This is a genomic window from Comamonas avium (genome assembly GCF_014836675.1).
Classification (GTDB): domain Bacteria; phylum Pseudomonadota; class Gammaproteobacteria; order Burkholderiales; family Burkholderiaceae_C; genus Comamonas; species Comamonas avium.
The window spans coordinates 69599-94825 of record NZ_JACSQK010000003.1; the positions used below are offsets into that span (position 1 = coordinate 69599).

Consider the following 25227-nt stretch of genomic DNA (forward strand, 5'->3'; position numbering starts at 1 on the left):
CTGTTAGCGCTTGCTGTGCAAGGGTGAATAGCGATTGAAATTGGATGTGTGCAATGCCAGTGAATGTGATTTTGGGTGGTGCAGGAAAAGTGTGGGCTCTGGATGCGGCCATCGTGGATCTGGATGGCACGATGGTCGACACCATTGGCGACTTTGCCGAGGCCATTACGCGGATGCTGTCCGATTTGCAGTTGCCACTGCTGACAGCTGCAGACATTGAACATATGGTGGGCAAAGGGACCGAGCATTTGCTGCGCTTGGCTCTGGCGGCGGTCCTGACCAGTGCCGGCCACCCGAAGGATGGGCTGGCTGAGGCGGTAGAGACTTTGTTCCCGCAGGCCATGCAGCGTTACATGCACCACTACGTGGCCATCAACGGCCTGCATTCGAGTGTGTACGACGGTGTGGCGCTGGGTTTGCAGGCCTTGAAGAACGCCGGGTTGCGGCTGGCGTGTGTGACCAACAAGCCTTTGGCATTTACTACGCCGTTATTGAAGGCCAAGGGCCTGGATGGCTTGTTTGAGGTGGTCTTTGGCGGTGATTCGTTCGAGCGCAAAAAACCCGACCCGCTGCCGCTGCTCAATGCCTGCCAGGCACTGGGAGCAAGCCCAGCGCGCACCTTGATGATTGGAGACTCCAGCAATGATGCGCAGGCCGGTCGTGCTGCTGGTTGCCCAGTGGCGCTGGTCTCGTATGGCTATAACCATGGTCAGCCTGTAGACACCGTCGATGCTGATGGTTTTGTAGACAGCATTGCGCAATTGCGCGTGCTTTGAGCACAAGCGCAAAGGCTGGGCGTTCGGTGCGCCAGAAAGGCTCAGGCTGTCCAATGGCTGTCTGGGGCTGGCAAGCCAGCCGGCCTCAAGCCAAGCCCCGCAAGCGGAGCCTGACGGGAAGCTTTTTCTAAGCGTTTTCGTGGTGGGGCAGTGCCCGCAGGGTGGGCTTTGTAGGTCGCTGCAGATGGGCAGCAGGCGATTGCGGTGCGCTGGTGCCCGGATGCGCGAACGCAGAAGGGGTGTAATGCGCCAACTGGAACACCGAGACGGCCTGCACCAATTGTTCCGCCTGGGTTTGCAGGCTGGATGCAGCTGCAGCACTTTGCTCTACCAAGGCCGCATTTTGCTGGGTGTTGCGGTCCATTTGCCCGACCGCTTCGCTGACCTGTGTCACGCCCGTACTTTGCTCGGCGCTTGCGGCGCTGATTTCACCCACGATATCGTTGACATGGCGAATGGCGGACACCACGTCGGACATCGTAGAGCCCGCGCGATCAGCCAGGGCTGAGCCCTGGCTGACGCGCTCCACGCTGGCGGTGATCAGTGTCTTGATTTCTTTGGCCGCTTCAGCGCTGCGCTGTGCCAGACTGCGCACTTCACTGGCAACCACGGCAAAACCACGGCCTTGCTCGCCTGCGCGTGCTGCCTCTACCGCCGCATTCAAAGCCAGAATATTGGTCTGGAAGGCGATGCCATCAATCACGCCAATGATGTCTGCAATGCGCTGGCTGGCATCGTTGATGCCGCGCATGGTGCTGACCACCTCTTGCACCACCTGCCCGCCTTGCTGGGCCACTTGACTGGCGTTGACGGCCAGCTGATTGGCCTGCCGTGCGCTGTCTGCGTTTTGGCGGATCGTGCTACCCAGCTGTTCCATGGAGGCTGCCGTTTGCTCCAAAGCGCTGGCTTGCTCTTCAGTGCGTACGGAGAGGTCATGGTTGCCTTGTGCAATCTCCTGGCTGGCCATGGCGACACGTTCTGCACCGCTGCGTACGCCTTGCACGATGTCGGCAACATTGGCGCGCATGCTCTCGAGCCCATACACCACACTGCTTGTGTTGGCCTGGCCAGCCAGGCTGGTGCTCAGATTCCCTTGGGCCATCTGCTGCGTGATGGCGAGCAAGCGCACCGGCTCGGCACCCAGTTGCTGCAAGATGCTGCGGGAAATAAGCCATCCGGCGACCAGCAGCAGCACGGCAAGCAGCAATGAACCGCCGATGGCCCAGCGCAAGCGCTCAGCAAACGCAGCGTGCACGGTATCGATGTAAACGCCTGAGCCAATCACCCAGCCCCAGGGCTCAAACCCCATGACGTAAGAGACTTTCTCGACAGGGGCATCACTGCCGGGCATGGGCCACAGGTAGCGGTGATATCCAGCCCCCTCTTTTTTAACGATATCGACAAAGTTCACAAACAGCCGCTGGCCTGTTGGATCCTTGTTTTCAGTGAGATCCTGGCCATCCAGCTGGGGGCGCACAGGGTGCATCACCATGCGCGGCTGCATGTCATTGATCCAGAAGTACTCACCACCGCTGTAGCGCAGTTTGGAGATGGTCTGCAAAGCACGTTTTTGTGCCTCTTCGTTGGTGATGGCTCCCTGGGCTGCCTGCGCTTGAAATTGCTGCAGCAAGCCGTGGGCAATTTCAACGTTCTGGCGGACGGCATTCTGGCGCTCTTGAATCAGCAGGCTGCGCTCTGAAAAGCTCAGGCTCAGTGCCAGACCCAGAATGCTGAGCGTGGCCAAGAGCACCAGCCCGCCCAGCCGGCGAGTGACGGTGATGTTTTGAAGCAGTGGCATGAACTCTCCGGATATGTCTTTATTGTTTATGTGTGCCTCTCCCTATGGCACACAGATCAGAAGTGAGGGGGCACTATGTATTTTTTTGTACGGCGTGGATTTGCGGAGGAACAAATCACTTCGCAAGAATGTGTGTACAAAAGCAAACAGGCCCCTTGGGGCCTGGACAGAAGGTTCTGATAAACGGTTGTTTAGTCTGGTGTGGCTGCCAGCAAGGCTTGTTTGAGCTTGGCGTCTGCGGGTTTGGGGCCTAGCCAGATGCCCAGCATGGCCTGGTAAAACTCGGGTTCGTTGAACTGTGCGGGTTCAGGAGCGCCGTTGACGCTGATCAGCATGCCTTTGCCGGGTAGCCAGTCCAGGGTGAACTTGTCGCCCGGCTTGAGCTCTTTGTGGCGGTTAAATACCTCGCTCATGCGCATCACGCCAGGGATCAGCTTGGAAAACTGCTGCTTGTCCATGTTGTCTTCCATGCCATGGGCAAAGAGCTTGCCCAGCTCGGAGGCATTGATGGTGCGCAGCATGTGCACCGTGATCCGCTTGGCACCGGCCATCTTGCCAATTTCTTCCAGAGAAGTGGCCGGTTTTTCCAGATACAGCGCCGCAGCGTAGACCTTGAAAATGGCTTTGTAGCGAATGCCCGCACCATTGCGTTGCAGGCTTTGGTTGTTCACTTCCACCATCTTTGGGAGTGTGGCCAGTTCAGGCGGCTCGCTGCTCTGTGCCCAGCCGGGCAATGCCAATGCGCACAGCGCGGTGCACAGGCCTGCGCATCCCAAGCGAAGCATGCGCAGCACAGAGGCGAAATGGGCGGTCAACATGGTGTCTCCTTGGTTGCTGGATTGATTCGCACGCGCGTGCTTTTTTTATGTAAGCGATTGTGCTGCGTGGTTCAGTGCACGACAACAGCAAGTGCCCCAGTCCTCGGGAAAACCACTTGGGAGATGGCACAGAAAAGCGATGAAAGGAGCTGCAAAGCGCTGCTGCTGCGCCCAGACCATTCAAAGGGCGGCAATGCGCTACACTTGTTCGCTATGTTCATTCATCACGTGTTCATCACAGGTTGCGCGGACCGGGGAGCCTGGCCCTGGCGTAAGCCTGCATTAATGACCGTTTAAAGCGCTCCATTGCGGGCGCACCCTTGTCCGCCACTGCTGCGGATGGTTTGAGTGAATTGCACGCCTGCCCTTTCGACATGGGCGCAGTGCGTGCCCCGATTGGGAAGCCTGCTCTGTGATTACAGAACTTGAATTCAAAAGCCTGGCCAGCGAAGGCTACAACCGTATACCTCTGGTGACCGAGGCGTTTGCTGACCTCGAAACCCCGCTTTCTCTGTACCTCAAGCTGGCGCATGCCAGCGGTAACGGCAAATACAGCTTCTTGCTGGAGTCGGTGGTGGGTGGTGAGCGTTTTGGCCGCTACAGCTTTATTGGACTGCCTGCGCGTACCTGCTTGCGTGCCAGCGGCTTTGGTGCTGCTGCCAAAACCGAGGTGCTGACCGACGGTGTGGTGGTGGAAAGCCATGCGGGCAATCCACTGGACTTCATTGCCGCGTACCAGGAGCGTTTCAAGGTAGCGCTCAGCCCCGGCTTGCCGCGTTTTTGCGGTGGATTGGCGGGCTACTTTGGCTATGACGCGGTGCGTTATGTTGAGAAAAAGCTCGAAGCCACCTGCCCGCCTGACGCGCTGGGCACGCCCGACATCATGCTGCTGCTGTGCGAAGAGGTGGCGGTGATCGACAACCTCTCGGGCAAGCTGTATTTCATTGTGTACGCCAACCCTGCAGAGGCCGAGGCCTACAGCAAGGCCAAGAAGCGCATGCGCCAGCTCAAGGAGCAGTTGCGCTACTCGGTCAGCGTGCCGCAGATTAAAGGCGGCGACAGCCATCCGGCCGAGCGCAGCTTTGCCAAGGATGACTACCTGGCCGCCGTGGAGCGCGCCAAGGAGCTGATTGCCGCGGGCGATTTCATGCAGGTGCAAGTGGGCCAGCGCATTCAAAAACGCTACACCGAATCGCCACTGAGCCTGTACCGTGCGCTGCGTTCGCTGAACCCGTCGCCGTACATGTATTTCTACAATTTTGGTGATTTTCAGGTGGTGGGCTCCAGCCCCGAAATTCTGGTGCGCCAAGAAAAGACCGATGCGGGCGAGCAAATTACCATTCGCCCGCTGGCAGGCACGCGCCCACGCGGTGCCACGCCTGAAAAAGACAAGGCCACCGAGCAAGAGCTGATCACCGACCCCAAAGAGCGCGCCGAGCACGTGATGCTGATTGATCTGGCACGCAACGACATTGGCCGCATTGCCAAGACGGGGACGGTCAAGGTGACGGAAGCCTTTGTGGTGGAGCGCTACAGCCACGTCATGCACATCGTCAGCAACGTGGAAGGTATTTTGCAGGACGGCATGACGAGCATGGACGTGCTCAAGGCTACCTTTCCGGCGGGCACGCTGTCGGGGGCGCCCAAGGTGCATGCCATGGAGATCATTGACCAGCTGGAGCCAACCAAGCGGGGCATTTACGGCGGCGCTGTGGGCTACCTGAGCTTTGCTGGGCACATGGACATGGCGATTGCAATTCGCACCGGCGTGATCAAGGACGGCAATCTGTACGTACAAGCGGCCGCCGGTGTGGTGGCCGACTCCGTCCCCGAGATGGAGTGGAGAGAAACTGAACACAAAGCCCGCGCCTTGCTGCGCGCCGCAGAACTGGTGGAGGAAGGTCTGGAATGAGCCGCGCAATCGATAAAGTCAAAAACTGCAGCAACATGCAAGAGGTGCGCGCTGGCGTGAATGCGCTGGACGATATCCTGGTGCCGCTGCTGGTGGAGCGCAGTGGCTACATGACCCAGGCGGCCAAGGTCAAGAACAACGAAGACCTGGTGCGCGATGAAGCGCGCATTCAGACCATTGTGGACCGCGTACGGCCCATGGCGCAGGCACAGGGCGGCAACCCCGACCTGATGGAGCGCCTGTACCGCGCCATGATGGAGTGCTACATCGATTACGAGCACCAGGAGCTGGCGCGCCTGCGTGCACAGGGCTTGAAGCCCCAGGGAGAGCAGCCATGAAGCTCTTGATGATCGACAACTACGACAGCTTTACCTACAACATTGTCCAGTACCTGGGCGAGCTGGGGGCGCAGGTGATCGTGGTGCGCAACGATGAGTCCACGCTGGAAGACGTGATTGCGCTGGTTGAGCGCGAAGGTGTGCAGCGCATCGTGATTTCGCCCGGGCCGTGCTCGCCGGCGGAGGCCGGTATTTCGGTGGCCGCCATCCAGCACTTTGCGGGCAGGCTGCCGGTGCTGGGCGTGTGTCTGGGGCACCAGAGCATTGGCGCTGCCTTTGGTGGCGACATCATCCGTGCAGGCCAGCAAATGCACGGCAAAACCAGCGTCATCAGCACCGACCAGAAGGGCGTGTTTGCCGATCTGCCCGCGCAGTTCACGGTCAACCGCTACCACTCGCTGGTGATCGACAAGACCACGCTGCCAGATTGCCTGCAAGTGACGGCGACCAGCGAAGACGGTGAAATTCAGGGCGTGCGCCACACCACGCTGGCGGTGGAGGGGGTGCAGTTTCACCCAGAAAGCATCTTGACCGAACACGGTCACGCCATGCTCAAGAACTTTCTGGAGCAGAAATAAACCCGGGCCGCGCTGCACCCAGCAGGCGGCCTTTTGTTTTTAAGAGCGCTCAGCGCTTGTTAGTGCTTGTTTTCAAAGCAATAACTATCTGAAAACAAGACTGTATAGGCGTTGGTAGCTTCTATAGGCATAGCAAAGGATACCCAGTCATGAGCACTTTCACCCCGCAAGAAGCGCTGCAACGCACGATTGAGCACCGCGAAATCTTTCACGACGAAATGCTGGCCTTGATGCGCACCATCATGCGCGGCGAACTCTCGCCCGTGATGACGGCAGCCATCGTCACCGGCCTGCGAGTGAAGAAGGAAACCATTGGCGAAATTGCCGCTGCCGCACAGGTAATGCGCGAGTTCTCTAACCAGGTGCATGTGCACGACAAAACGCATCTGGTGGACATTGTGGGCACCGGCGGTGATGGCGCCAACACGTTCAACATCTCCACCTGCTCGACCTTTGTGATTGCGGCTGCGGGCGGCAAGGTCAGCAAGCACGGCGGGCGCAGCGTGAGCAGCAAATCGGGCAGCGCCGACGTGATGGAGGCGCTGAGGGTGAACATCAACCTGCAGCCAGCGCAGATTGCCGATTGCATCCGTGACATGGGCATTGGTTTCATGTTCGCGCCCAACCACCACCCGGCGATGAAAAACGTGGCTCCCGTGCGCAAAGAGCTGGGCGTGCGCACCATCTTCAACATCCTCGGGCCACTGACCAACCCTGCGGGCGCCCCCAACATTTTGATGGGCGTGTTCCACGAAGATCTGGTGGGCATTCAGGTGCGTGCGCTACAGCGCCTGGGGGCCGAGCATGCACTGGTGGTGTATGGCCGTGATGGGCTGGATGAAATCAGCCTGGGCGCGGGCACGCTGGTGGGCGAGCTCAAAGACGGCGTGGTGCGTGAATACGAAATTCACCCCGAAGACTTTGGCCTGCGCATGGTGGGCACACGTGCGCTGAAGGTGGAAACCCCCGAGGAATCCAGAGCCATGCTGATGGGCGTGCTGCAGGGCGAACAAGGCCCGGCGCGCGACATCGTCTGCCTGAATGCGGGCGCGGCGCTGTATGCGGCCAATGTGGCCAGCAGCATTGCTGACGGCCTGCTGCGTGCGCAAGCTGCCATCGATAGCGGGGCGGCGCTGAACAAACTCAAGGAACTGGTGGCCTATACCGGCCAGCACACCGCGTAAATACGCTGACGTTGACAATAGTGCCCATGGCTGCGCCCCGCTGCGCAGCGACTGAACAGAAAGAAAACCATGTCTGACATCCTCCAAAAAATCTGCGAAGTCAAAGTGCAGGAAGTAGCCGCGGCCCAGCGTGCGATTGCGTTGGCTGAAATGCGCCGCGATGCCGAAAGCCGCATCTCCACCCGTGACTTTGTTGGTGCGCTGCGCGCCAAAATCGCCAAAGGCCAGGCCGGGGTGATTGCCGAAGTGAAGAAGGCCAGCCCCAGCAAGGGCGTGATCCGTGCCGACTTTGACCCCGCTGACATTGCCCAGAGCTACATGGTGGGCAACGGCAAGATCAGCGCGGCCTGCCTGTCGGTGCTGACTGACCGCCAGTTCTTTCAGGGCCAGCCCGATTACCTCAAGCAAGCGCGTGCCAGCACGCTGCTGCCGGTGCTGCGCAAGGACTTCATGATCGACCCCTACCAGATCTATGAATCGCGTGTCATGGGTGCCGACTGCGTGCTGCTGATTGCAGCATGCCTGGATGATGCGCAGATGGCCGAGATGGAGCAGATTGCCTGCAGCCTGGACATGGCCGTGCTGGTGGAAGTGCACGACGGCAAAGAGCTCGAGCGTGCGCTCAAGCTCAAGACGCCTTTGGTGGGTATCAACAACCGCAATCTGCGCACGTTTGAAGTCGACATTCAAACCTCCATCACGCTCAAGCAGGAAGTGCCCGCAGACCGTTTGCTGGTGACCGAATCGGGCATCCTGACGCAAGACGACGTGCAGCGCCTGCGCGGCGCAGGCATTGATGCCTTCTTGGTGGGTGAAGCCTTCATGCGTGCCCCCGAACCCGGCGAAGCGCTGGCCAAGCTGTTTGCGTAACTGCAAGATGGGCTGGCGCAGCAGCACCCGTTTCGCTGGCGCGTCAGGATGGCAAGGCAAGTGTTGATGCTCTGCACTTGTGAGCTGATAGTGCTTGTCTTGGATTGTGTTGAATAGAAATTGAATTGAAATGACCGAATCACCAGCGCAAGCTGCTACCCAATTGATGAGCGCAGACCCTGCAGGCTGGATGGTGGCAGACGGCTGGCGCGGGGCGGTTACATCGTTCTTCACTTCGCCCAAGGGGCAGCAGTTGCAGGCCTATCTGCAGCAGCGCCTGCAGGCGGGTGCGGTGATTTTTCCGCCTCAGCCTTTGCGTGCGCTGGAGCTCACTGCTCCCGAAGATGTGCGCGTGGTTATCTTGGGGCAAGACCCTTACCACGGTCGCGGTCAAGCGGAAGGTCTGGCGTTTTCCGTCGCGCCAGGTGTGCGCCTGCCACCGTCGCTGCTCAACATCTTCAAGGAAATGCAGCGCGACCTGGGCGCGCCTTTTCCGCCCATGCCCCAGCCCGGAGGTTCTTTGGTCAAGTGGGCGCAAAACGGTGTGCTGCTGCTCAATACCTGCCTGACGGTGGAAGAGGGCCAGGCCGCCAGCCACAGCAAGCGCGGCTGGGAAGAGCTGACCGATGCAGTCATCCGCCAGGTGGCCGAGCAAGGCCGCCCCACGGTGTTCATGCTCTGGGGTGCCCACGCACAGTCCAAGCAGTCTCTGATTCCACAAGACAGGGGCCATCTGGTGCTGATGAGCAACCACCCGTCTCCACTGTCTGCGCTGCGTCCGCCGGTGCCGTTCATTGGCAACGGCCATTTCAGTCAGGCCAAGGCCTTTCGTGAACAACACGGATATTGAAAAAGAAATTGAGGAATGAATACTTGGCGCATACTTTTGTCAGATGCAGACCTATTTCTTGAACTTCAAAGCCATACGTATTCTTTGAATTTTTTCTGCTTGTTTAGGTGTATTTTTTGCTATTGTTGAAAAATTTTGTAAGAAAATGAAGATCAATATCAAAATACCAGCTACCAAGGTGCTAGTAATTGCAATTAGGCTCTTGTTTGGCTTAATCTCTAGCTCGGGTAAGGTTGGCTGTTGGGTTAAATTCTCAAGTGTAAGCCCTTCTATTCTTGAATTGAGATTGGAAATTCTTTTTAGACGATCACTGTTTGCGACAAGTAACTCACTATATAACCTAGCTGAACCTTCACCACCATTGCCATTTTTAAGTGTTTTTGCAGTAGATGTCTCTAGAATTAAACCTGAATCTAGACGTTCTTTTTCCTTCTCTAGCTGGTCTCGTAAGTTTTTCAGTTCGGAACCTCGAGGGGCCGTATTAGGAAGCGTAAATTTCCAAATAAGATTATTGAGATTTTGTGCAGACTCAGGACTGCCGCCTTGGGTTGTGAGTGTGATAAGCTGATCTTGTTTGCCAATGTTGACTCGTACAAGAGTGTCCATTTTTTTGATTAATTGCGCATGGCTTGCATTCGAGTCAAGTCCTGCTTTATTGCCAACCAAGGCCAACATGTCTGCTGATTTGATATGACTGGCAATTACTGCGGCAGAAATACTGAAATCAGATTTATTTGGATTTAATATAGATTGACTTTCATATGTTTTAGGTAAGAAAAAAGAAAGTCCAAAACTAGCAATTCCAGCGATTAATGGTATTAAAACTAGGGGTTTGATATTTTCTGCGAGAAGAACAAGTAAATCAAGTAAATCAATTTCATCTTCGACTTCCAGTGTGGAGTTTGCAGAGTTTTTTATCATCATAAAGAGTCACCCGTATTTCAATTTTTTAGAGACACATTTTTGAAAATTCGGGGTGATATTTCCTCCAATTTTGTGAGATTACACTATTAACTTTAAATATGAAAAATTTTGTAGGACAAGATGAGATTTCTGTGACAGATATCATTTCTTCACTAAAAAGAAGCTGGAGGATTGTAGTCGCATGCGTTTGTGTGGGAGGGGCGGTAGCTACAACGTTTACTTTGATTGCAAGTGAAAAATACGAATTGAAAATTTATTTGGATTTACCTAGGGCAAGCGAACTCGCTGATATAAATTCCAATAGAATTTCTTTGTCCGGTTTGTCGCATGTAACTCCAGAAGAAGTATTTGATTTTTTCATTAAAGAGCTTCAGTCTGATGAGGCAAAAGTGCGTTTTTTTACAAATACGTACCTACCCTCAATGGGCGTTGAGCCTAGCTCTGAGAAAGAAAAATTGCAGTTGTTGCAGGCGGTGATAAAGAATCAAATTAAAGTTGTTGAACCTAAGTTAAAAGATCGAAGAGAATATTCGGTGCGCGTTGAGGCTCCAACCGCAGAGAAAGCAATTGAGTGGATGAATGCTTTCTTGACGAGCACAGAGGACGAAGCTCGTTCATTATGGTTGAAAAATGCAAGATCAAGCATTAATCTTGCAATCCAGAATTCAAGTAGAGAGTTGAGTGCGCGGCTGCAATTAGCTCGTCAATTGCGGTTGGATAAAAGCGTGCGTTTGAATGAAGCATTTCATGTTGCTAAGGCAGCTGGAATTATCAATCCTCAGGTGACAGTTGCACGTTTGCCAAGTCAAGATAATATGGCTTCATTTACCGATGGTTCTGGTTTATTTGAGCGAGGGGTTAAGTCATTACAAGCTGAATTAGAAATACTTAATGAACGTAAAGACGAGGCTCCATTCATGGAAGGTGTCCGAGAGTCCGAGCTGAGATTGAAACTTTTGCAGGAGCAAAAGCCAGAAGATTACAGGTTTCGCATGTATCGCCAGGATGGTCCGCTTCACATGCCCACTAGTCCTTTTTCTCCTCAGAAAGCACTTTATATAGTGATGGGTCTGATCGTAGGCCTAATGATGGGGCTCGTGATGGCAATAAAAAGGAACGGACTTTTTCGCTTTAAATAATCAAGACAAAGAGGGGGCTAATGTTCGCGCACGCTCAGCCACATGCTGAACAAGCCGCAGCCCATGATGATGGCCATGCCCATCAGCGAGATGCCATCGGGTGTTTGGCCAAAAAACAGCCAGCCCATGCCCATGGCAAAGCCTATCTGGCTGTACAGAAAAGGCGACACCACCGATGGGGTGGCAAAGGTAAAGGCCTGTAGCAGCAGCAGGTGGCCAATGCCGCTGCACAGGCCCATGACGGCCACGGCCAGCCAGATGTGCCACTGGGCAATCGGCTCCCAGATCCACGGAATCAGTGGCGCAGTGGCGATCACGGGCAGCCATGTGGTGTACAGCTGCGTGGTGGTGGGGTGCTCTAGCCGCGCCAGCCGGCTGCCCAGCAGCTGGTAGGTGGTGCCACACAGCAGCACACCCACGGGTGCCAGCGCCATCCAGCCCAGTGGCATGCCATCTTGCTCGGGCCGCACGATGGCGATCACGGCGAGCAGGCCAATGACCAGCAAGGCCCAGCGTGCAGCACTGACTTTTTCACCAAACAGAAGGGCAGAGGCCACTACGATCAGCAGCGGCCCTGCCGACCAGATCGCCGTGAAGTTGGCCAGCGGCATGTTCTGGATGCAATAAAAGGCAAAGACGGTGGTCATGACCCCGCTGAGGGCTCGGCCGATCTGGAATTTGGGGTGTGTCGTACGCAGCGCATGCAGGCCGTGTCGTGGCAGTACCCAGGCGGTGGTCACTACAGCTTGGGCCACAAAGCGCAACCAGACCACCATCAGCATGGGCAGGTACTGGCCGGTGTACTTGGTGCCGCTGTCCAGCAGTGCAAACAGCGCACATGCGCTGATGGTGAGGGCAATGCCCGTGAGTGTGGCGCGAACGGGGGAAATGGTGGCCACTGGCCCGATGGAGGACGACATGCTGTCCACCCACTTTCTGCAACAAACGAATGCCACCAGCATGGCGGCGAAGCCGGGCGCGAAGGGGCTTCGCCAATTCCGGAAAAGGCCTGCACCGGGCACGCCACGCGCCGCAGATTTTAGTGCGTCTATCTGGCCAAGTTCGGCGCTTGCGTGACATGCTGTTTTCTGATCTTGGACAAGCTTGCATGACCACTTGACACATGTTGAGAATGATTCTCATACAATAAGGCATCTTCGCAATGTTGCTGGTGCCTTTGGGGCCAAGGAAAAAGAACATGAACGCTGTATGGACACGCCGCCAAACTCTGGGCGGCCTGGTGTTAGCTTTGGCACTGCCTTTTGCTGCTGCGCACGCCGCAAGCACGATCAAGGTGAATGACAACACGGGAGAGGTGCAGATGCCCGTGAAGCCCAAGACGGTGCTCGTGTACGACTATGGCGCGCTGGACATCATCCAGACGCTCGGTGGCGATGTGGCGGGCAATCCGCACCAAGCCTTGCCTCCTGCTTTGAAGCACTACGCTGATGCCGGCAAGTACGCCAACATCGGCACCTTGTTTGAGCCGGACTACGAGAAGGTGAAAGCCCTCAAGCCCGATTTGATCATTGCAGGCAATCGCTCGCTGCCCAAGATTGATGAGCTCAAGAAGTTCGCACCAGTGCTGGACATTACGATTGATAACCAAAATCAGATGGCCCACGTGTACCGCAACATCCGCAGCATTGCGGCCATTTACGGGGTGCCTGAAAAGGGCGAGCAGCAGATCAAAGAGATTGACGCAGGCATTGCTGATGTGAAGGCCAAGGCGGTCAACAAGGGCGGTGCATTGTTCCTGATGACGAATGGTGGCAAGCTCAGCGCTTACGGCCCCGGCTCGCGTTTTGACATGCTGTATTCGGTGTTTGGCGTGAACCCCATCAAGGACAAGATTGAAGTGTCCAAGCATGGTCAGGCGGTGTCGTTTGAATACCTGCTCAAGACCAATCCTGATTATCTGCTGGTGCTTGACCGTGATGCCGCGATTGGCAACGACGGCCAGGCTGCACAAAAGCTGCTGGACAATAAGCTGGTGCATGCCACCAAGGCATGGCGCAACAAGCAGGTGGTCTATCTGAATGCAGCCAACTGGTACACGATGTCCAACGCCAGCCCAACTGCGTTGAAAGAGAATTTGAAACAGCTAGCAGATGCTTTTTCCAAGTAAACAAACACCCGCTGGGCGCGTTGCGCTGGCGTGGACAGGGGCCCTTGTGGCCCTTTTTGCATTGGCGCTATGGAGTTTGTCGGTGGGCGTGAGCGATGTGTCATGGGACACCTTGTGGAGCGACAGCGACGACGACATGGTGGCCCAGGTGCTGATGTATTCGCGCGTACCACGCACGCTGGCGCTGATGCTGGCGGGCAGTGCCATGGCGGTGGCGGGTTTGCTCATGCAGATGCTGGCGCGCAACCATTTTGTGGAGCCATCCACCATGGGCACCGTAGAGTCGGCCACGCTGGGCATGCTGTTTTGCATGCTGTGGGCGCCAGATCTGCCGGTGTTTGCAAAGATGGGTGTGTCTGCGGCCACGGCCATGGCGGGCACGGCACTGTTTTTGGCGGTGCTTGCGCGCATACGCCTGCGCTCGGCATGGATCGTGCCGCTGGTGGGGTTGATTTTGGCTGGGGTGATTGACGCGGGCACTACCTTTATCGCCTACCAGCACGACATGATTCAGTCGCTGCGGGCCTTCTCCAATGGCGACTTTTCGGTAGTGATCGAAGGCCGCTATGAAATGCTCTGGCTGTCGCTGGGCATGACGGCGCTGGCGTGTCTGGCTGCCGACCGTTTTACGGTGGCGGGCCTGGGTGAATCATTCGCCACCAATCTGGGGCTGAACTACAAGCGGCTGGTGCTGCAGGGCTTGATTGTGGTGTCAGTGGTGACGGCCTGCATTGTGGTGACCGTCGGTTCGATCCCCTTTGTGGGTCTGATCATTCCCAACGTGGTGCGCCTGATGGTGGGTGACAACGTGCGCCGCAGCGTGCTGTGGGTGGCGACTGCGGGGGCTGCGCTGACGCTGGTGTGCGACCTGTTTGGCCGTCTCATCATTGCGCCCTATGAGGTGCCCGTGGGCACGGTGATGGGGGTGGTGGGCAGTGCCTTGTTCTTGGTGATTTTGTTGCGCCGTCGTGCGAAGCAAGGGTAGGCATGGCGCAAGATTTGTATGTGGCTGCACAGCCTGCCAGAGGGTGGGAGCGACGCAGTGTGCGTCTGGCCACGCTGGCTGTCATGGCGGTGCTGGCGGTGCTGGCGTTCATGACACTGGGGGTCGAGGCAGACTGGGCATTTGTGCTGCAGCACCGTGGCACCAAAGTGGTAACCATGGTGATCGTGGCCTGCGCGCTGGGCATGTCCACCGTGGTGTTTCAGACCGTGACGCACAACACCATCCTGACACCTGCGGTGATGGGGCTGGATGCGCTGTATCTGTTTTTGCAGGCCGTGCTGGTGCTGGGCTCTGTCGGCGTGGTGGGCATGGGTGTGCTGCCCAAGTTTGCGATGGAAATCGCATTGATGGTGACCCTGAGCGTGGCGCTGATGCGCTGGCTGTTCACCGGCCATACCAGCAGCCTGCACTTGATGCTGCTGGTGGGCATGGTCATGGGCATTTTGTTTCGAAGCATGACCAGCTTTGCGATGCGCATGATTGACCCCAATGAGTTCGCCACGCTGCAAGACCGCATGTTTGCCAACTTCAACACCATCCACACGCAGCTGCTGTGGCCCTCGCTGGCGTTGCTGGTGCTGGGGGCCCTTTATTTCTGGCGTCAGCGGCATGTGCTGGATGTGCTGGCGCTGGGGCGTGATGCGGCGGTGAATCTGGGCATCAACTACCAGCCGCAGGTGCTGCGTTTGCTGGTGGTGATGTGCACCATGGTGGCCATCTCCACCGCACTGGTCGGGCCGGTGACTTTCTTTGGCCTTCTGGTAGCCAACATGGCCTACCAGTGGATGGGCACACGCCGCCATCAGTGGGTGCTGCCCGCCGTGGTGCTGTGGGGCTGTGTGCTGCTGCTGGCCGGGCAGGTGGTGCTGGAGCGGGTGCTGGGCTTTAACTCGGCCTTGTCGGTGGTGGTGGAGTTTGTTGGCGGGCTGGTGTTTATCTACCTGCTGATGCGCAAAGGTAAACAATGATCGAAACACGTGATGTGGTGAAAACCCACGGCAAGACCACGGTGCTGCACGCGGTGAGCGTGCAAATCCCTGAACAGCAATTGACCGCCATCATCGGCCCCAACGGAGCGGGGAAAAGCACCTTGCTGTCGATGGTCAGCCGCCTGGCTCCCATGACCGCTGGCACGGCCACAGTGGGGGGGCTGGATGTGGCCAACACCGCCAGCGATGCGCTGGCCAAGGTGATGGCCATCTTGCGTCAGGACAACCAGTCTGCGCTGCGCCTGACGGTGCGTGATCTGGTGGGCTTTGGCCGCTTTCCGCACAGCAAGGGTCGCATGACGGCAGAGGATGTGCGCCATGTGGATGAGGCGCTGGATTTTCTGCAACTCAACGCGCTGGCAGACCGTTATCTGGATGAACTCTCGGGTGGCCAGCGCCAGCGTGCCTACATCGCCATGGTGCTGTGCCAGGACACCCCCTACATCTTGCTGGATGAGCCGCTCAACAACCTCGACATGGCACATGCGGCCAGCATGATGAAGCTGCTGCGCCGCATGGTGCAAGAGCGCGGCAAAACGGTGGTGGTGGTACTGCACGACATTAACTTTGCCAGTTGCTATGCCGACCACATCATCGCCATGAAAGACGGCCATGTAGCCTACGAGGGTGGTCCGCTGCTGGTGGTGCGCGATGAGGTCTTGAGCGCGCTGTACGGGATGGATGTGACGGTGCATGAGATCCAGGGTCAGCGGCTGTGCCACTACTTTGCGTAGCGCCTTTCCAGTAAAAAATTAGCGCTGCTGTCGCTGTCACTGGCGCTGGTACTAGAGCGGAAAAATACAGCGTTCCAAGGTGTTTTTGCTCAAGGCGCTGGCTGTGCAAATGCAGGTGGTCATGGCTTTGAAAACATCTTTGCACGCCGGCCATCTCTGGCATGAACCATGCGATGCGCCAGCGTGCACTCCAAGTGCGCTGCGTGCATCTGCAGCTGGCGTTGTGCGGGTGCTGAAAAACGCTTTGCAGGATGGTTGCAGCTGTGCCTGCAGGCAGCGCGAAATGCGCCGCAACCCCAGGCAGCCCCGATAGACTCACCGCATGCACGCCGATTCGCTTTCGCCCCCCGCTTTTCCTTCCTCGTCCGAACAGGCCGCGGCGCCACCAGCGCCAGTGTCGCGGCAAGGCTTGCTCGCCATGGGCTTGCTGCAAGGCCTGGCGCTGTATGTGCTGATGGAGTGGATGAAGGGCAGCGATGGTGTGGCTGATCGATCCTGGCTGGTGCTGTGGACGCTGCTCATCGTGCTGCCTGCGCTGTTCATGGGCATGGCTGTCTCCCGCTGGCGTCAGGCGGCGCTGTGGGCCGGCGGTGCCGTGATGGCTGCGGTGGTGCTGGCCATGGGGGGCTGGGCCGTGTGGCGCAGCCTGCACAGTGAAGCCGGGCATGAAGGCACGCTGCTGCGGCTGGTGGGCGCCATCACGCTGTGGTGGTTTGTGGCGCTGGCATGGTTTCAAGCCCGTTTGGAGCAAGGCAGCTGGCGCATTCCTTATGCGCGGCTGTTTGTCCATGCCTGGAACAACGCGCTGGTGCTGGCCCTGGCCAGCCTGTGCGTGCAGCTGATCTGGGGCGTGCTGTGGCTGTGGGCCGGGCTGTTTGCGCTGGTGGGGGTGAAATGGTTTGCCACGTTATTCAGCCAGATGTGGTTTGTGCTGCCTGCCACCGGGCTGGCAGCAGGTTTGGGCTTGTGGATGGCCCGCACACAAGAGCGCCCCATTCAAATGGCACGCCAGGTGCTGCTGGCGCTGGGGCGCTTGTTGCTGCCGCTGATGGCCTGGGTGCTGGTGCTGTTTGTGGTCATGCTGCTCTTTACCGGCGTTGAAAAACTGTGGGCCACACGGTTTGCCGCCGCATTGCTGATGTGCGTTTTGCTGACCCACCTGTGGCTGGTGAATGCGGTCTACCAAGATGGCGCTGCGCTGCAAGGGCCGTACCCGCGCTGGGTGCTGCATCTGGTGCATGCCAGCCTGCTGGCCATGCCTGTGCTGGCAACACTGGCGGGCGTGGCTGTGGGGCTGCGGGTGGCGCAATACGGCTGGACCGCTGAGCGCTTGTGGGCGGCGGCAGGCAGCGGCGTGCTGTGGCTGTATGCCGCGGGCTACGCCTGGGCCGCCATTCACAACAGGCGCGCTGGCGTGCAGGGTGGGCTGTGGCTGTCTGTGGTCAGTGGGGTCAATCGAGTCATGTCGCTGCTGGTGCTGGCGGTGTTGCTGGCCTTGCAGACACCGTTGCTGGACCCTGATCGCCTCAGTGCTCGCAGCCAGCTGGCGCAACTGGCATCGGGGGCGCAAACCATCACCCCTGCACGCCTGAAAGCCTTGAAATTTGACCATGGCCCTTACGGCGCTGCAGCACTGTCAGAGCTGGCCCAGTCACCGACTGCCCAGCAGGCGCAGGTGAAGGCATGGATAGAGAAAATTGCGGGCAGTGCAACCCGTGCAGATGCCGTGCTGGAGCGCGAAGACGAGGACGAGGTGGTGGATGTGCCCACTGCCCAGACACGCATTCGCACGGTGGCGGGCGATGTGCCCGCAGCGGATTGGTGGCTGTGGCTGCAGGCACAAACGCGCAGCCAGTATTGGGCTTCTTCCTGCGTGGCCGAAGATGCACAGTGTGTGCTGGTGGGTGGGGATTGGGACAAAGATGGCCAGACCGACTACCTGCTGTGTAATCTGGGGTCGTCTTCACCGCGCTGCCAGCTGACGGCGCGTGAAGCCAGCACACGCGCTGACGTGCCGGGCGCGTGGCGTGATGAAGGCCGCGTGCAGTGGCCTTACATGGACGATGCGCACCAGCGAAGCAGCCTGAGTCAAGCGTTGCGCAGCGGGCAGGTGCAAACGCTGCCACCCCGCTGGCCGCAATGGCAGGTACAGGTGCAAGACGCTGAGCAGAACGTGACGCCGGCGGTGGGCCAGCAAGAGGCTATGCGGTGACAATCATAAAAAAGAGCTGCTAACGCATGTGTATCAACGTTTTCAAAGTGTTTTGACTTTGAAAAGCCCTGCTGATATGCGTTAGTAGCTCATTTTTTAATGATCTGCCAGATCAACGACGGCGTTCCAGCAGCATCGAGTCGCCGTAGCTGAAGAAGCGGTAATCGTTGGCAATGGCGTGCTGGTACACATCCATGATGTGCTTGTAGCCCGCCAGCGCGCTCACCAGCATCATCAGCGTGCTTTTGGGCAGGTGAAAGTTGGTGATCAGCGCATCCACCACGCGGAACTCAAAACCCGGGGTAATGAAGATGTTGGTGTCGCCTGAAATCTGGCCAGAGCGTGCCCAGGATTCGAGTGTGCGCACGCTGGTCGTACCTACCGCAATGATGCGGCCACGGCGCTGGCGGCAGCGCTCCAGCGCAGCCAGCGTGGGCAGCGGAATGTTGTACCACTCGGTGTGCATCTGGTGCTCGGCCAGGTTTTCGGTTTTCACGGGCTGGAAGGTACCTGCACCCACGTGCAGCGTGACGGCTGCGGTCTCTACGCCTTTAGCTTTGAGCGCAGCCAGCACCTTCTCGTCAAAGTGCAGCGCTGCTGTGGGTGCGGCCACGGCACCGGGGTGGCTGGCAAACACCGTCTGGTAGCGCTCGGCATCTTCTGCTTCATCGGGGTCTACCTCGGCGTTCTGGTTGCGCGCAATGTAGGGCGGCAGGGGCAGGTGGCCAAACTGGTCCATCAGCTGCCATGGTGTTTCGCCTTTGGCTCCTTGCAGTGCAAAGCGGAACAAGGGGCCGTTTTCATCGGGCCAGCGGCCTAGCAGTACCGCATCAAAACCACCGTTTCTGATGCCACCGCACAGGTGCACACGGGCTCCGGGCAAAGGCTTTTTGCTGACCTTCATGTGCGCCACAACTTCGTTGCCCTGCAGCACGCGCTCAATGAGCAGCTCCAGCTTGCCGCCGCTGGCTTTTTCACCAAATACGCGGGCCTTGACCACCTTGGTGTCGTTGAACACCAGCAGGTCGCCTTCGCTCAGCAAATCGGGCAGTTCTTTGAAAATGCGATCCACCAGCTCCGGTGCCCGTGCATCCAGCAGGCGCGAGGCGCTGCGCTCGGCAGCAGGGTGTTGGGCAATCAGGTGCTCGGGGAGCACAAAGTCGAAATCACTGAGGGTATGAGCGCGGGGGCTGAGAGACATGCGTGTTCTTGAGGGCTGAACAAGCCCGTTCCAAGGTGAAGACAAAAGAAGTAATTCTCGCAAATCTGGGTGCTGCGACGTCGTTTGAAGCCAACAATGCCCCTGATGACTTTGGGTAAGCCCTCGGTAGCAAGGGGTGCATCCTTTGATACGCATCACGAACGCCGCTGAAATCGTCCTTACACTGACTTACATATTTTTTACTATGTGATCGGCTTGGTATGGATACCACTTTTGTATGGGATCAGCATTTCGTGACGGATCTCGAGTCCGTAGACGAGCAGCACCATGCCTTGGTGGATCTGTTCAACGAACTGAGCCGGGGCCTTTTTTCCAAACGCAGTGACCGTGAGGTGGTGCTGGCCGACACCTATGCGCGTCTGCTGTCGTACACCGAGCATCACTTCCAGGAAGAAGAGGAGTTGATGGCGAAATTTGCCGTCGATCCCCGGCATGTCGAGAGCCACCGCAGCATGCACCAGCAATTTGTGGAGCAGGTCATCATGCTGTGGGCGCAGCGCACCACCATGACGGATCCGGCCACCACTTTGGTGGGCTTTCTGACGTCATGGCTGGGCTTGCACATTCTGGGCATCGATCAGTCCATGGCGCGGCAGATCAAGTCCATCCGCGAAGGCATGGGGCCGGCCGACGCCTACGACAAAGAGCGCGGCAACCACGACAACGGCACACAGGCGCTGCTCAAGATGATTGGCAAGCTGTACACGGCGCTGACGGCCCAGAACGCGCAGCTGGCACTGGCCAATCAAACGCTGGAAGCGCGGGTGGCCCGTCGCACGCGGGAGCTGGAAGATGCCAACGCCAGATTGAAGGCACTGTCGTGCACAGATGCTTTGCTGGGCATTGCCAACCGTGCGCACTTCAATGAGCGCCTGGAGCAGACCTGCGCCATTGCACGTCGCAGTGGCCGGCCTGTGGGCATGCTGCTGATTGATGTGGACTATTTCAAGCGCTACAACGACCGCTATGGTCACTTGCAGGGAGACTCGTGCTTGCAAGCCGTGGCCAAAGCCATTCAAGGCTGTGCACACCGTGAAACCGATGTGGTGGCCCGGTATGGCGGAGAGGAGTTTGCCGTCATCCTGGCCGACACTGACATGGACGGTGCCTACGCCGTTGCACAGCGCATGGTGCTGGCGGTACAGGCCCTGGGCCTGGCGCACGACAGCTCTCAGGCTGCACCGGTGGTGACCATCAGCGCAGGCGCATGCAGTCTGGTGCCCACAGGTGCTGGCGCCAAGTTGCTGGTGCGCGAGGCGGATCAGGCGCTGTACCGCGCCAAGGGGGCGGGCCGCAATTGCGCCATGAAGCCCGAAACGGCCGAGCGGTCCCTATAAATTCAGCCACACAGGGCAGGGCATCTGGCTGTGCGTTGGTGCAAGGTGCAGCCAGCCGCGTAAGCCGTGTGTGCTTTTGGGTGCGAGGGGCTGAAAGCCTTGACCTGATGGCATGCACAGGCCTGGTGGGCCACCTGCTGGTTTCAGGAGATGTGCACGCTTGTTCTTGGCAAAGCAGCAGCGCGCCAGCCAAAACGGTGGGACATAAGGCCACTGCCAGCTATCCGTACTTTTGAATACGCCGAGTGACCTAGCTTGGCACGGTTGCCGCGTGCATGATGGCAGCCTGATGCGTAAAACCCAGCCCCAGAGTCTGCGAACAACGGGCCACATGGTGTACAGGGTGTGTACCGACCACAAGCTGTGGTGGTGGTGAGCCAGGTCACCAGTGCTTGCACGCAGTTTCCCTGCCCTGTACGTGCATGAAACTGTGGGCTTAAGCTTGTGCACGCTGCCTTGCGTGTTAGCCTTTTCCTCCAAGCCAGCGATTACTCCAACGTTTCAAGATTCATGCCTTCTTCCCCCGCACCGACCAGCAAAAAAACGGCCCCCAGTGCTGCACAGCAAGTCATGCACAAGCTGGGTCTGGTGCGTGATATTGATCTGGTCTTGCACCTGCCCCTGCGCTATGAGGATGAAACCAAAATCACCTTGCTGCGCAATGCCCGCGATGGCGATACGGTGCAGATTGAAGCGACGGTCACGCAGTGTGAGGTGCAGCTGCGGCCTCGGCGCATGCTCAAGGTGACAGTGGAAGACGAGACCGGCAACTGTGTGCTGACCTTCTTTAGTTTTTATCCCTCACAGCAAAAAACCATGGCCGTGGGTACGGTGCTGCGTATTCGGGGGGAGATCAAAGGCGGATTCTGGGGGCGGCAGATGCTGCACCCTGCCTTCAAGGTGGCCGGTGGCGAGCTGCCGCAAGCGTTGACCCCGGTGTATCCCACTGCCGCCGGGCTGCCCCAGCCCTATTTGCGCCGTGCCATTGCCAGCGCGCTGCAACGCGTGCAATTGCCTGAAACCTTGCCCCCGGATACGCCCCCGCCTGTGATGAGCTACTGGGGTGACAATGGTCTGCAGCCAATGATGGGGCTGCGTGAATCGCTGTCTTTCTTGCACCACCCAACGCCCGACGTGGCGCTGGTCACGCTGGAAGACCACAGCCACCCGGCATGGCAGCGGCTGAAGGCCGAAGAGCTGCTGGCGCAGCAGTTGTCGCAATACCGCTCCAAACAAGAACGTGCGGCCTTGAAGGCCCCGCGTTTGACGGTGCCTGCGCCGCAAGCCGGCACCCAGACGCTGGTGGAGCAGTTCTTGCAGCAGCTGCCATTTGGGCTCACGGGTGCCCAGCAGCGCGTGTGCCGGGAAATTGCCGAAGACATGGCGCGTGCCAGCCCCATGCACCGCCTGCTGCAAGGCGATGTGGGCTCTGGCAAAACGGTGGTGGCAGCCATGTCGGCCATGGTCTGCATTGCCTCTGGCTGGCAGTGCGCTTTGATGGCACCGACCGAAATTCTGGCGGAACAGCACTTTGGCAAGCTGGTGGGGTGGCTGGAGCCTATTTTGGCCCCACTGGGCAAGAAAGTAGCCTGGCTGTCGGGTGCGCAAAAGAAAAAAGAGCGCACAGCCATGCTGGAGCTGGTGGCCAGTGGCGAAGCCGCCTTGGTGGTGGGCACACATGCGGTGATCCAGGAGCAGGTGCAGTTTCACAGTCTGGCGCTGGCCGTCATTGACGAGCAGCACCGCTTTGGTGTGGCGCAGCGTCTGGCTTTGCGCCAGAAGCTGGCGCACAAGGGGCTGGAGCCCCATTTGCTGATGATGAGTGCCACCCCCATTCCGCGTACCCTGGCCATGAGCTATTACGCAGACCTGGATGTATCGGTCATTGATGAGCTGCCGCCGGGGCGCACCCCCATCGTGACCAAGGTGATCTCAGACAGCCGCAAAGACGAGGTCATTGCGCGCATTGGTGCCCAGGTTGCGGCGGGGCGCCAGGTCTACTGGGTGTGTCCGCTGATTGAGGAAAGTGAAACGCTTGATCTGTCCAATGCCACGGCCACCCACGCCGATTTGAGTGAAGCTTTACCCGGCGTCACCGTGGGCCTGCTGCACTCACGCATGCCCACGGCAGACAAGAAGGCCGTGATGGAACTGTTCACCGCGGGCATCATGGGCGTGCTGGTGTCCACCACCGTCATTGAGGTGGGCGTGGATGTCCCCAATGCATCGCTGATGGTGATTGAGCATGCCGAGCGCTTTGGGCTCAGTCAGCTGCACCAGTTGCGTGGACGTGTCGGGCGCGGTGCTGCAGCCTCTGCATGCGTGCTGCTGTACGCGGTCAATGACAATGGTCGCTTATCGGATACCGGCAAAGAGCGTTTGCGGGCGATGGCCGAGACCAATGACGGTTTTGAGATAGCGCGCCGCGATTTGGAAATACGGGGGCCGGGTGAATTTCTGGGTGCCAGGCAGTCTGGCGATGCCATGCTGCGGTTTGCCGATTTGGACAAAGACATTGCCTTGCTGGAGTGGGCGCGAGAATTGGCCCCTGTGATGCTGGCGCAGCACCCCCATTTGGCGGCCACGCACATTCAGCGCTGGTTGGGCGCAAAATCTGAATTCCTCAAGGCGTAGGACAAAAACGGATTTGTTCGCAATAACCGGCAAAGACCGGGTATTGAACAGTCTGCGAACCAAACATTTGTTTACATAAATGCACAATAATTGCTCGATCTTCGATAGGCATACTCAAAAGTCATGACGCTTACAGAACTGAAATACATCGTTGCCGTTGCTCGCGAAAAACACTTTGGCCGTGCAGCTGACGCCTGCTATGTATCGCAGCCCACGTTGTCGGTGGCCATCAAGAAGCTGGAAGAAGAGCTGGACGTCAAAATCTTTGAGCGCAGCGCAGGCGAAGTGTCGGTGACGCCGCTGGGGGAATCCATCGTGCGCCAGGCGCAAAGCGTGCTGGAGCAGGCCGCAGAGATCAAGGAAATTGCCAAGCGCGGCAAAGACCCGCTGTCGGGCGTGCTCACTTTGGGCGTGATCTACACCATTGGCCCCTATCTGCTGCCGGAGCTGGTGCGCAACTCCATCAAGATGACGCCGCAAATGCCGCTGATGCTGCAGGAGAACTTCACCGTCAAGCTCCTGGAGATGCTGCGCACAGGTGAAATCGATTGCGCCATCGTGGCCGAGCCATTTCCTGAAACCGGTCTGGCGACCGCAGCACTGTATGACGAGCCCTTTATGGCTGCGGTGCCCAATACCCACCCTCTGGCGAACCAGGAATCGGTAACGACCACAGAGCTCAAGAACGAAACCATGCTGCTCTTGGGTGCCGGTCACTGCTTTCGCGACCATGTGCTGGAGGTGTGCCCTGAATTTGCACGCTATGCCAGCAACGCAGAAGGCATTCGCCGCACGTTTGAAGGCTCTTCTCTGGAGACCATCAAGCACATGGTGGCCGCAGGCATGGGCGTGACGCTGGTTCCGCGCTTGTCTGTCCCCAAAGACGCCCTGGTCACGCAGCGCCGCCGCACATCGGACGACCCCCACATTCGCTATCTGCCAATTCGTGCAGAAGATGGCCATCCGCCACCAAGCCGCCGCGTGGTGCTGGTGTGGCGCCGCAGCTTTACCCGCTACGAAGCGATTGCCGCCTTGCGCAATGCCGTGTACGCCTGCGAGCTGACCGGCGCCGAGCTGCTGACCTGAGCGTGACCCTGGAGCGCGTGCCTTGCCATAAGTCATTGACTGACGCGGTTGTGTACACGTGCATGCGCTACAGTAAGAACCACCCAACCCCGAGCAACATCGTGGATGTTGTCCGGTTTTGCATGATCGAGGAGATACATCATGGCTAGAGAAACCAAGAAGCAAACTGTCAAAGCGGCACAAGCACCTGCCGGCATGCCCATCAATATCGGCATCAATGACAAAGACCGCGCAGCCATTGCCAATGGCCTGTCGCGTTTGCTGGCAGACACGTACACGCTGTATCTGACGACGCACAACTTCCACTGGAACGTCACAGGACCCATGTTCAACACGCTGCACACCATGTTCATGGGGCAGTACACCGAACTGTGGAATGCCGTAGACCCCGTGGCAGAGCGCATTCGCTCACTGGGCCATTTCGCACCCGGTTCGTACGGCCAGTTTGGCAAGCTGACCAGCCTGCCCGATGTGCCCGCAACCCCTCCCAAGGCCATGGACATGATCCGTATTCTGGTGGAGGGCAACGAGGCCGTGGCCCGTACAGCCCGTGAACTGTTCCCCCTGGCTGACAAGGCCAGCGACGAACCTACCGCCGACTTGCTGACACAGCGCCTGACCGTGCACGAGCAAAACGCATGGATGCTGCGCTCCTTGCTGGAAGACTGATACCTGCATTGCGCTGCAGGGGC

Annotated in this window: 22 protein-coding genes; 17 read left to right on the plus strand and 5 right to left on the minus strand. The window is 58.2% G+C overall.

Annotation, left to right across the window (positions count from 1 at the left end; all coding sequences use genetic code 11):
* Positions 1-53 precede the first annotated feature (53 nt).
* Positions 54-776 (plus strand): phosphoglycolate phosphatase, encoded by a 723-nt coding sequence (gene gph / locus H9646_RS05625; RefSeq protein ID WP_191722376.1) that lies wholly within the window; start codon positions 54-56, stop codon positions 774-776.
* A gap of 127 nt (positions 777-903) precedes the next feature.
* Here gph and H9646_RS05630 read toward each other — a convergent pair whose 3' ends face one another.
* Both H9646_RS05630 and H9646_RS05635 read right to left on the minus strand, forming a co-directional pair.
* Positions 904-2574, minus strand: a complete 1671-nt coding sequence (locus H9646_RS05630) for a methyl-accepting chemotaxis protein (RefSeq protein WP_191722377.1) — start codon at positions 2572-2574, stop codon at positions 904-906.
* A 191-nt stretch (positions 2575-2765) separates the two neighbouring features.
* Complete coding sequence (locus tag H9646_RS05635) at positions 2766-3392, minus strand: chalcone isomerase family protein (protein ID WP_225214017.1); 627 nt, start codon at positions 3390-3392, stop codon at positions 2766-2768.
* 412 nt (positions 3393-3804) lie between these two features.
* Here H9646_RS05635 and trpE point away from each other — a divergent pair, with 412 nt between their 5' ends.
* From trpE to H9646_RS05665, 6 genes are all read left to right on the plus strand, one after another.
* On the plus strand, positions 3805-5304 hold the full coding sequence (gene trpE, locus H9646_RS05640; RefSeq protein ID WP_191722378.1) for an anthranilate synthase component I: 1500 nt from the start codon (positions 3805-3807) through the stop codon (positions 5302-5304).
* Positions 5301-5642 (plus strand): chorismate mutase, encoded by a 342-nt coding sequence (locus H9646_RS05645; RefSeq protein WP_191722379.1) that lies wholly within the window; start codon positions 5301-5303, stop codon positions 5640-5642. The genes trpE and H9646_RS05645 overlap by 4 nt, the downstream gene beginning before the upstream one ends.
* A complete protein-coding gene (locus H9646_RS05650) occupies positions 5639-6220 on the plus strand; it encodes an aminodeoxychorismate/anthranilate synthase component II (RefSeq protein WP_191722380.1) in 582 nt (193 codons plus the stop codon). The genes H9646_RS05645 and H9646_RS05650 overlap by 4 nt, the downstream gene beginning before the upstream one ends.
* A gap of 149 nt (positions 6221-6369) precedes the next feature.
* Complete coding sequence (gene trpD / locus H9646_RS05655) at positions 6370-7404, plus strand: anthranilate phosphoribosyltransferase (protein WP_191722381.1); 1035 nt, start codon at positions 6370-6372, stop codon at positions 7402-7404.
* Positions 7405-7473: 69 nt separating this feature from the next.
* A complete protein-coding gene (trpC, locus tag H9646_RS05660) occupies positions 7474-8274 on the plus strand; it encodes an indole-3-glycerol phosphate synthase TrpC (RefSeq protein ID WP_191722382.1) in 801 nt (266 codons plus the stop codon).
* Positions 8275-8404: 130 nt separating this feature from the next.
* On the plus strand, positions 8405-9124 hold the full coding sequence (locus tag H9646_RS05665) for a uracil-DNA glycosylase (protein ID WP_191722383.1): 720 nt from the start codon (positions 8405-8407) through the stop codon (positions 9122-9124).
* 51 nt (positions 9125-9175) lie between these two features.
* Here the strand turns inward: H9646_RS05665 and H9646_RS05670 are convergent, their stop codons facing one another.
* Positions 9176-10048, minus strand: coding sequence for a Wzz/FepE/Etk N-terminal domain-containing protein (locus H9646_RS05670; RefSeq protein WP_191722384.1), 873 nt, complete (start codon positions 10046-10048; stop codon positions 9176-9178).
* A 98-nt stretch (positions 10049-10146) separates the two neighbouring features.
* On the opposite strand from H9646_RS05670, the gene H9646_RS05675 reads away from it, so the two are divergent.
* A complete protein-coding gene (locus H9646_RS05675; RefSeq protein WP_191722385.1) occupies positions 10147-11187 on the plus strand; it encodes a Wzz/FepE/Etk N-terminal domain-containing protein in 1041 nt (346 codons plus the stop codon).
* 17 nt (positions 11188-11204) lie between these two features.
* On the opposite strand, the gene H9646_RS05680 is transcribed toward H9646_RS05675, so the two are convergent.
* Positions 11205-12107 carry a DMT family transporter gene (locus tag H9646_RS05680; protein ID WP_191722386.1) on the minus strand — a complete coding sequence of 301 codons (903 nt, stop codon included), beginning with the start codon at positions 12105-12107 and terminating at the stop codon, positions 11205-11207.
* Positions 12108-12385: 278 nt separating this feature from the next.
* On the opposite strand from H9646_RS05680, the gene H9646_RS05685 reads away from it, so the two are divergent.
* The 5 genes from H9646_RS05685 (at position 12386) to H9646_RS05705 (ending at position 18256) form a co-directional block, all read left to right on the plus strand.
* Complete coding sequence (locus H9646_RS05685) at positions 12386-13315, plus strand: siderophore ABC transporter substrate-binding protein (protein WP_225214018.1); 930 nt, start codon at positions 12386-12388, stop codon at positions 13313-13315.
* Positions 13299-14300, plus strand: coding sequence for an ABC transporter permease (locus tag H9646_RS05690; protein WP_191722388.1), 1002 nt, complete (start codon positions 13299-13301; stop codon positions 14298-14300). Before H9646_RS05685 ends, H9646_RS05690 begins: the two co-directional genes overlap by 17 nt.
* A gap of 2 nt (positions 14301-14302) precedes the next feature.
* Positions 14303-15289 (plus strand): iron chelate uptake ABC transporter family permease subunit, encoded by a 987-nt coding sequence (locus tag H9646_RS05695; protein ID WP_191722389.1) that lies wholly within the window; start codon positions 14303-14305, stop codon positions 15287-15289.
* The gene (locus H9646_RS05700; RefSeq protein WP_191722390.1) at positions 15286-16044 is read left to right on the plus strand and encodes an iron ABC transporter ATP-binding protein; all 759 of its coding nucleotides are present in this window, start codon (positions 15286-15288) and stop codon (positions 16042-16044) included. The genes H9646_RS05695 and H9646_RS05700 overlap by 4 nt, the downstream gene beginning before the upstream one ends.
* Before the next feature lie 322 nt (positions 16045-16366).
* Positions 16367-18256 carry a DUF4153 domain-containing protein gene (locus H9646_RS05705; RefSeq protein WP_191722391.1) on the plus strand — a complete coding sequence of 630 codons (1890 nt, stop codon included), beginning with the start codon at positions 16367-16369 and terminating at the stop codon, positions 18254-18256.
* Between the two features lie 112 nt (positions 18257-18368).
* Here the strand turns inward: H9646_RS05705 and queA are convergent, their stop codons facing one another.
* Positions 18369-19457, minus strand: coding sequence for a tRNA preQ1(34) S-adenosylmethionine ribosyltransferase-isomerase QueA (gene queA, locus H9646_RS05710; protein WP_191722392.1), 1089 nt, complete (start codon positions 19455-19457; stop codon positions 18369-18371).
* Positions 19458-19678: 221 nt separating this feature from the next.
* Between queA and H9646_RS05715 the strand changes: the two genes are divergently transcribed.
* The 4 genes from H9646_RS05715 to H9646_RS05730 all read left to right on the plus strand — a co-directional run bounded on the left by H9646_RS05715 (position 19679) and on the right by H9646_RS05730 (position 25204).
* On the plus strand, positions 19679-20815 hold the full coding sequence (locus H9646_RS05715; RefSeq protein WP_191722393.1) for a GGDEF domain-containing protein: 1137 nt from the start codon (positions 19679-19681) through the stop codon (positions 20813-20815).
* Positions 20816-21325: 510 nt separating this feature from the next.
* Entirely contained in the window at positions 21326-23449 is a 2124-nt protein-coding gene (gene recG, locus H9646_RS05720; protein WP_191722394.1) for an ATP-dependent DNA helicase RecG, read from the plus strand.
* A gap of 123 nt (positions 23450-23572) precedes the next feature.
* Positions 23573-24535 carry a LysR substrate-binding domain-containing protein gene (locus tag H9646_RS05725; protein ID WP_191722395.1) on the plus strand — a complete coding sequence of 321 codons (963 nt, stop codon included), beginning with the start codon at positions 23573-23575 and terminating at the stop codon, positions 24533-24535.
* A 141-nt stretch (positions 24536-24676) separates the two neighbouring features.
* Positions 24677-25204, plus strand: a complete 528-nt coding sequence (locus H9646_RS05730) for a Dps family protein (RefSeq protein ID WP_191722396.1) — start codon at positions 24677-24679, stop codon at positions 25202-25204.
* Positions 25205-25227: the final 23 nt, after the last annotated feature.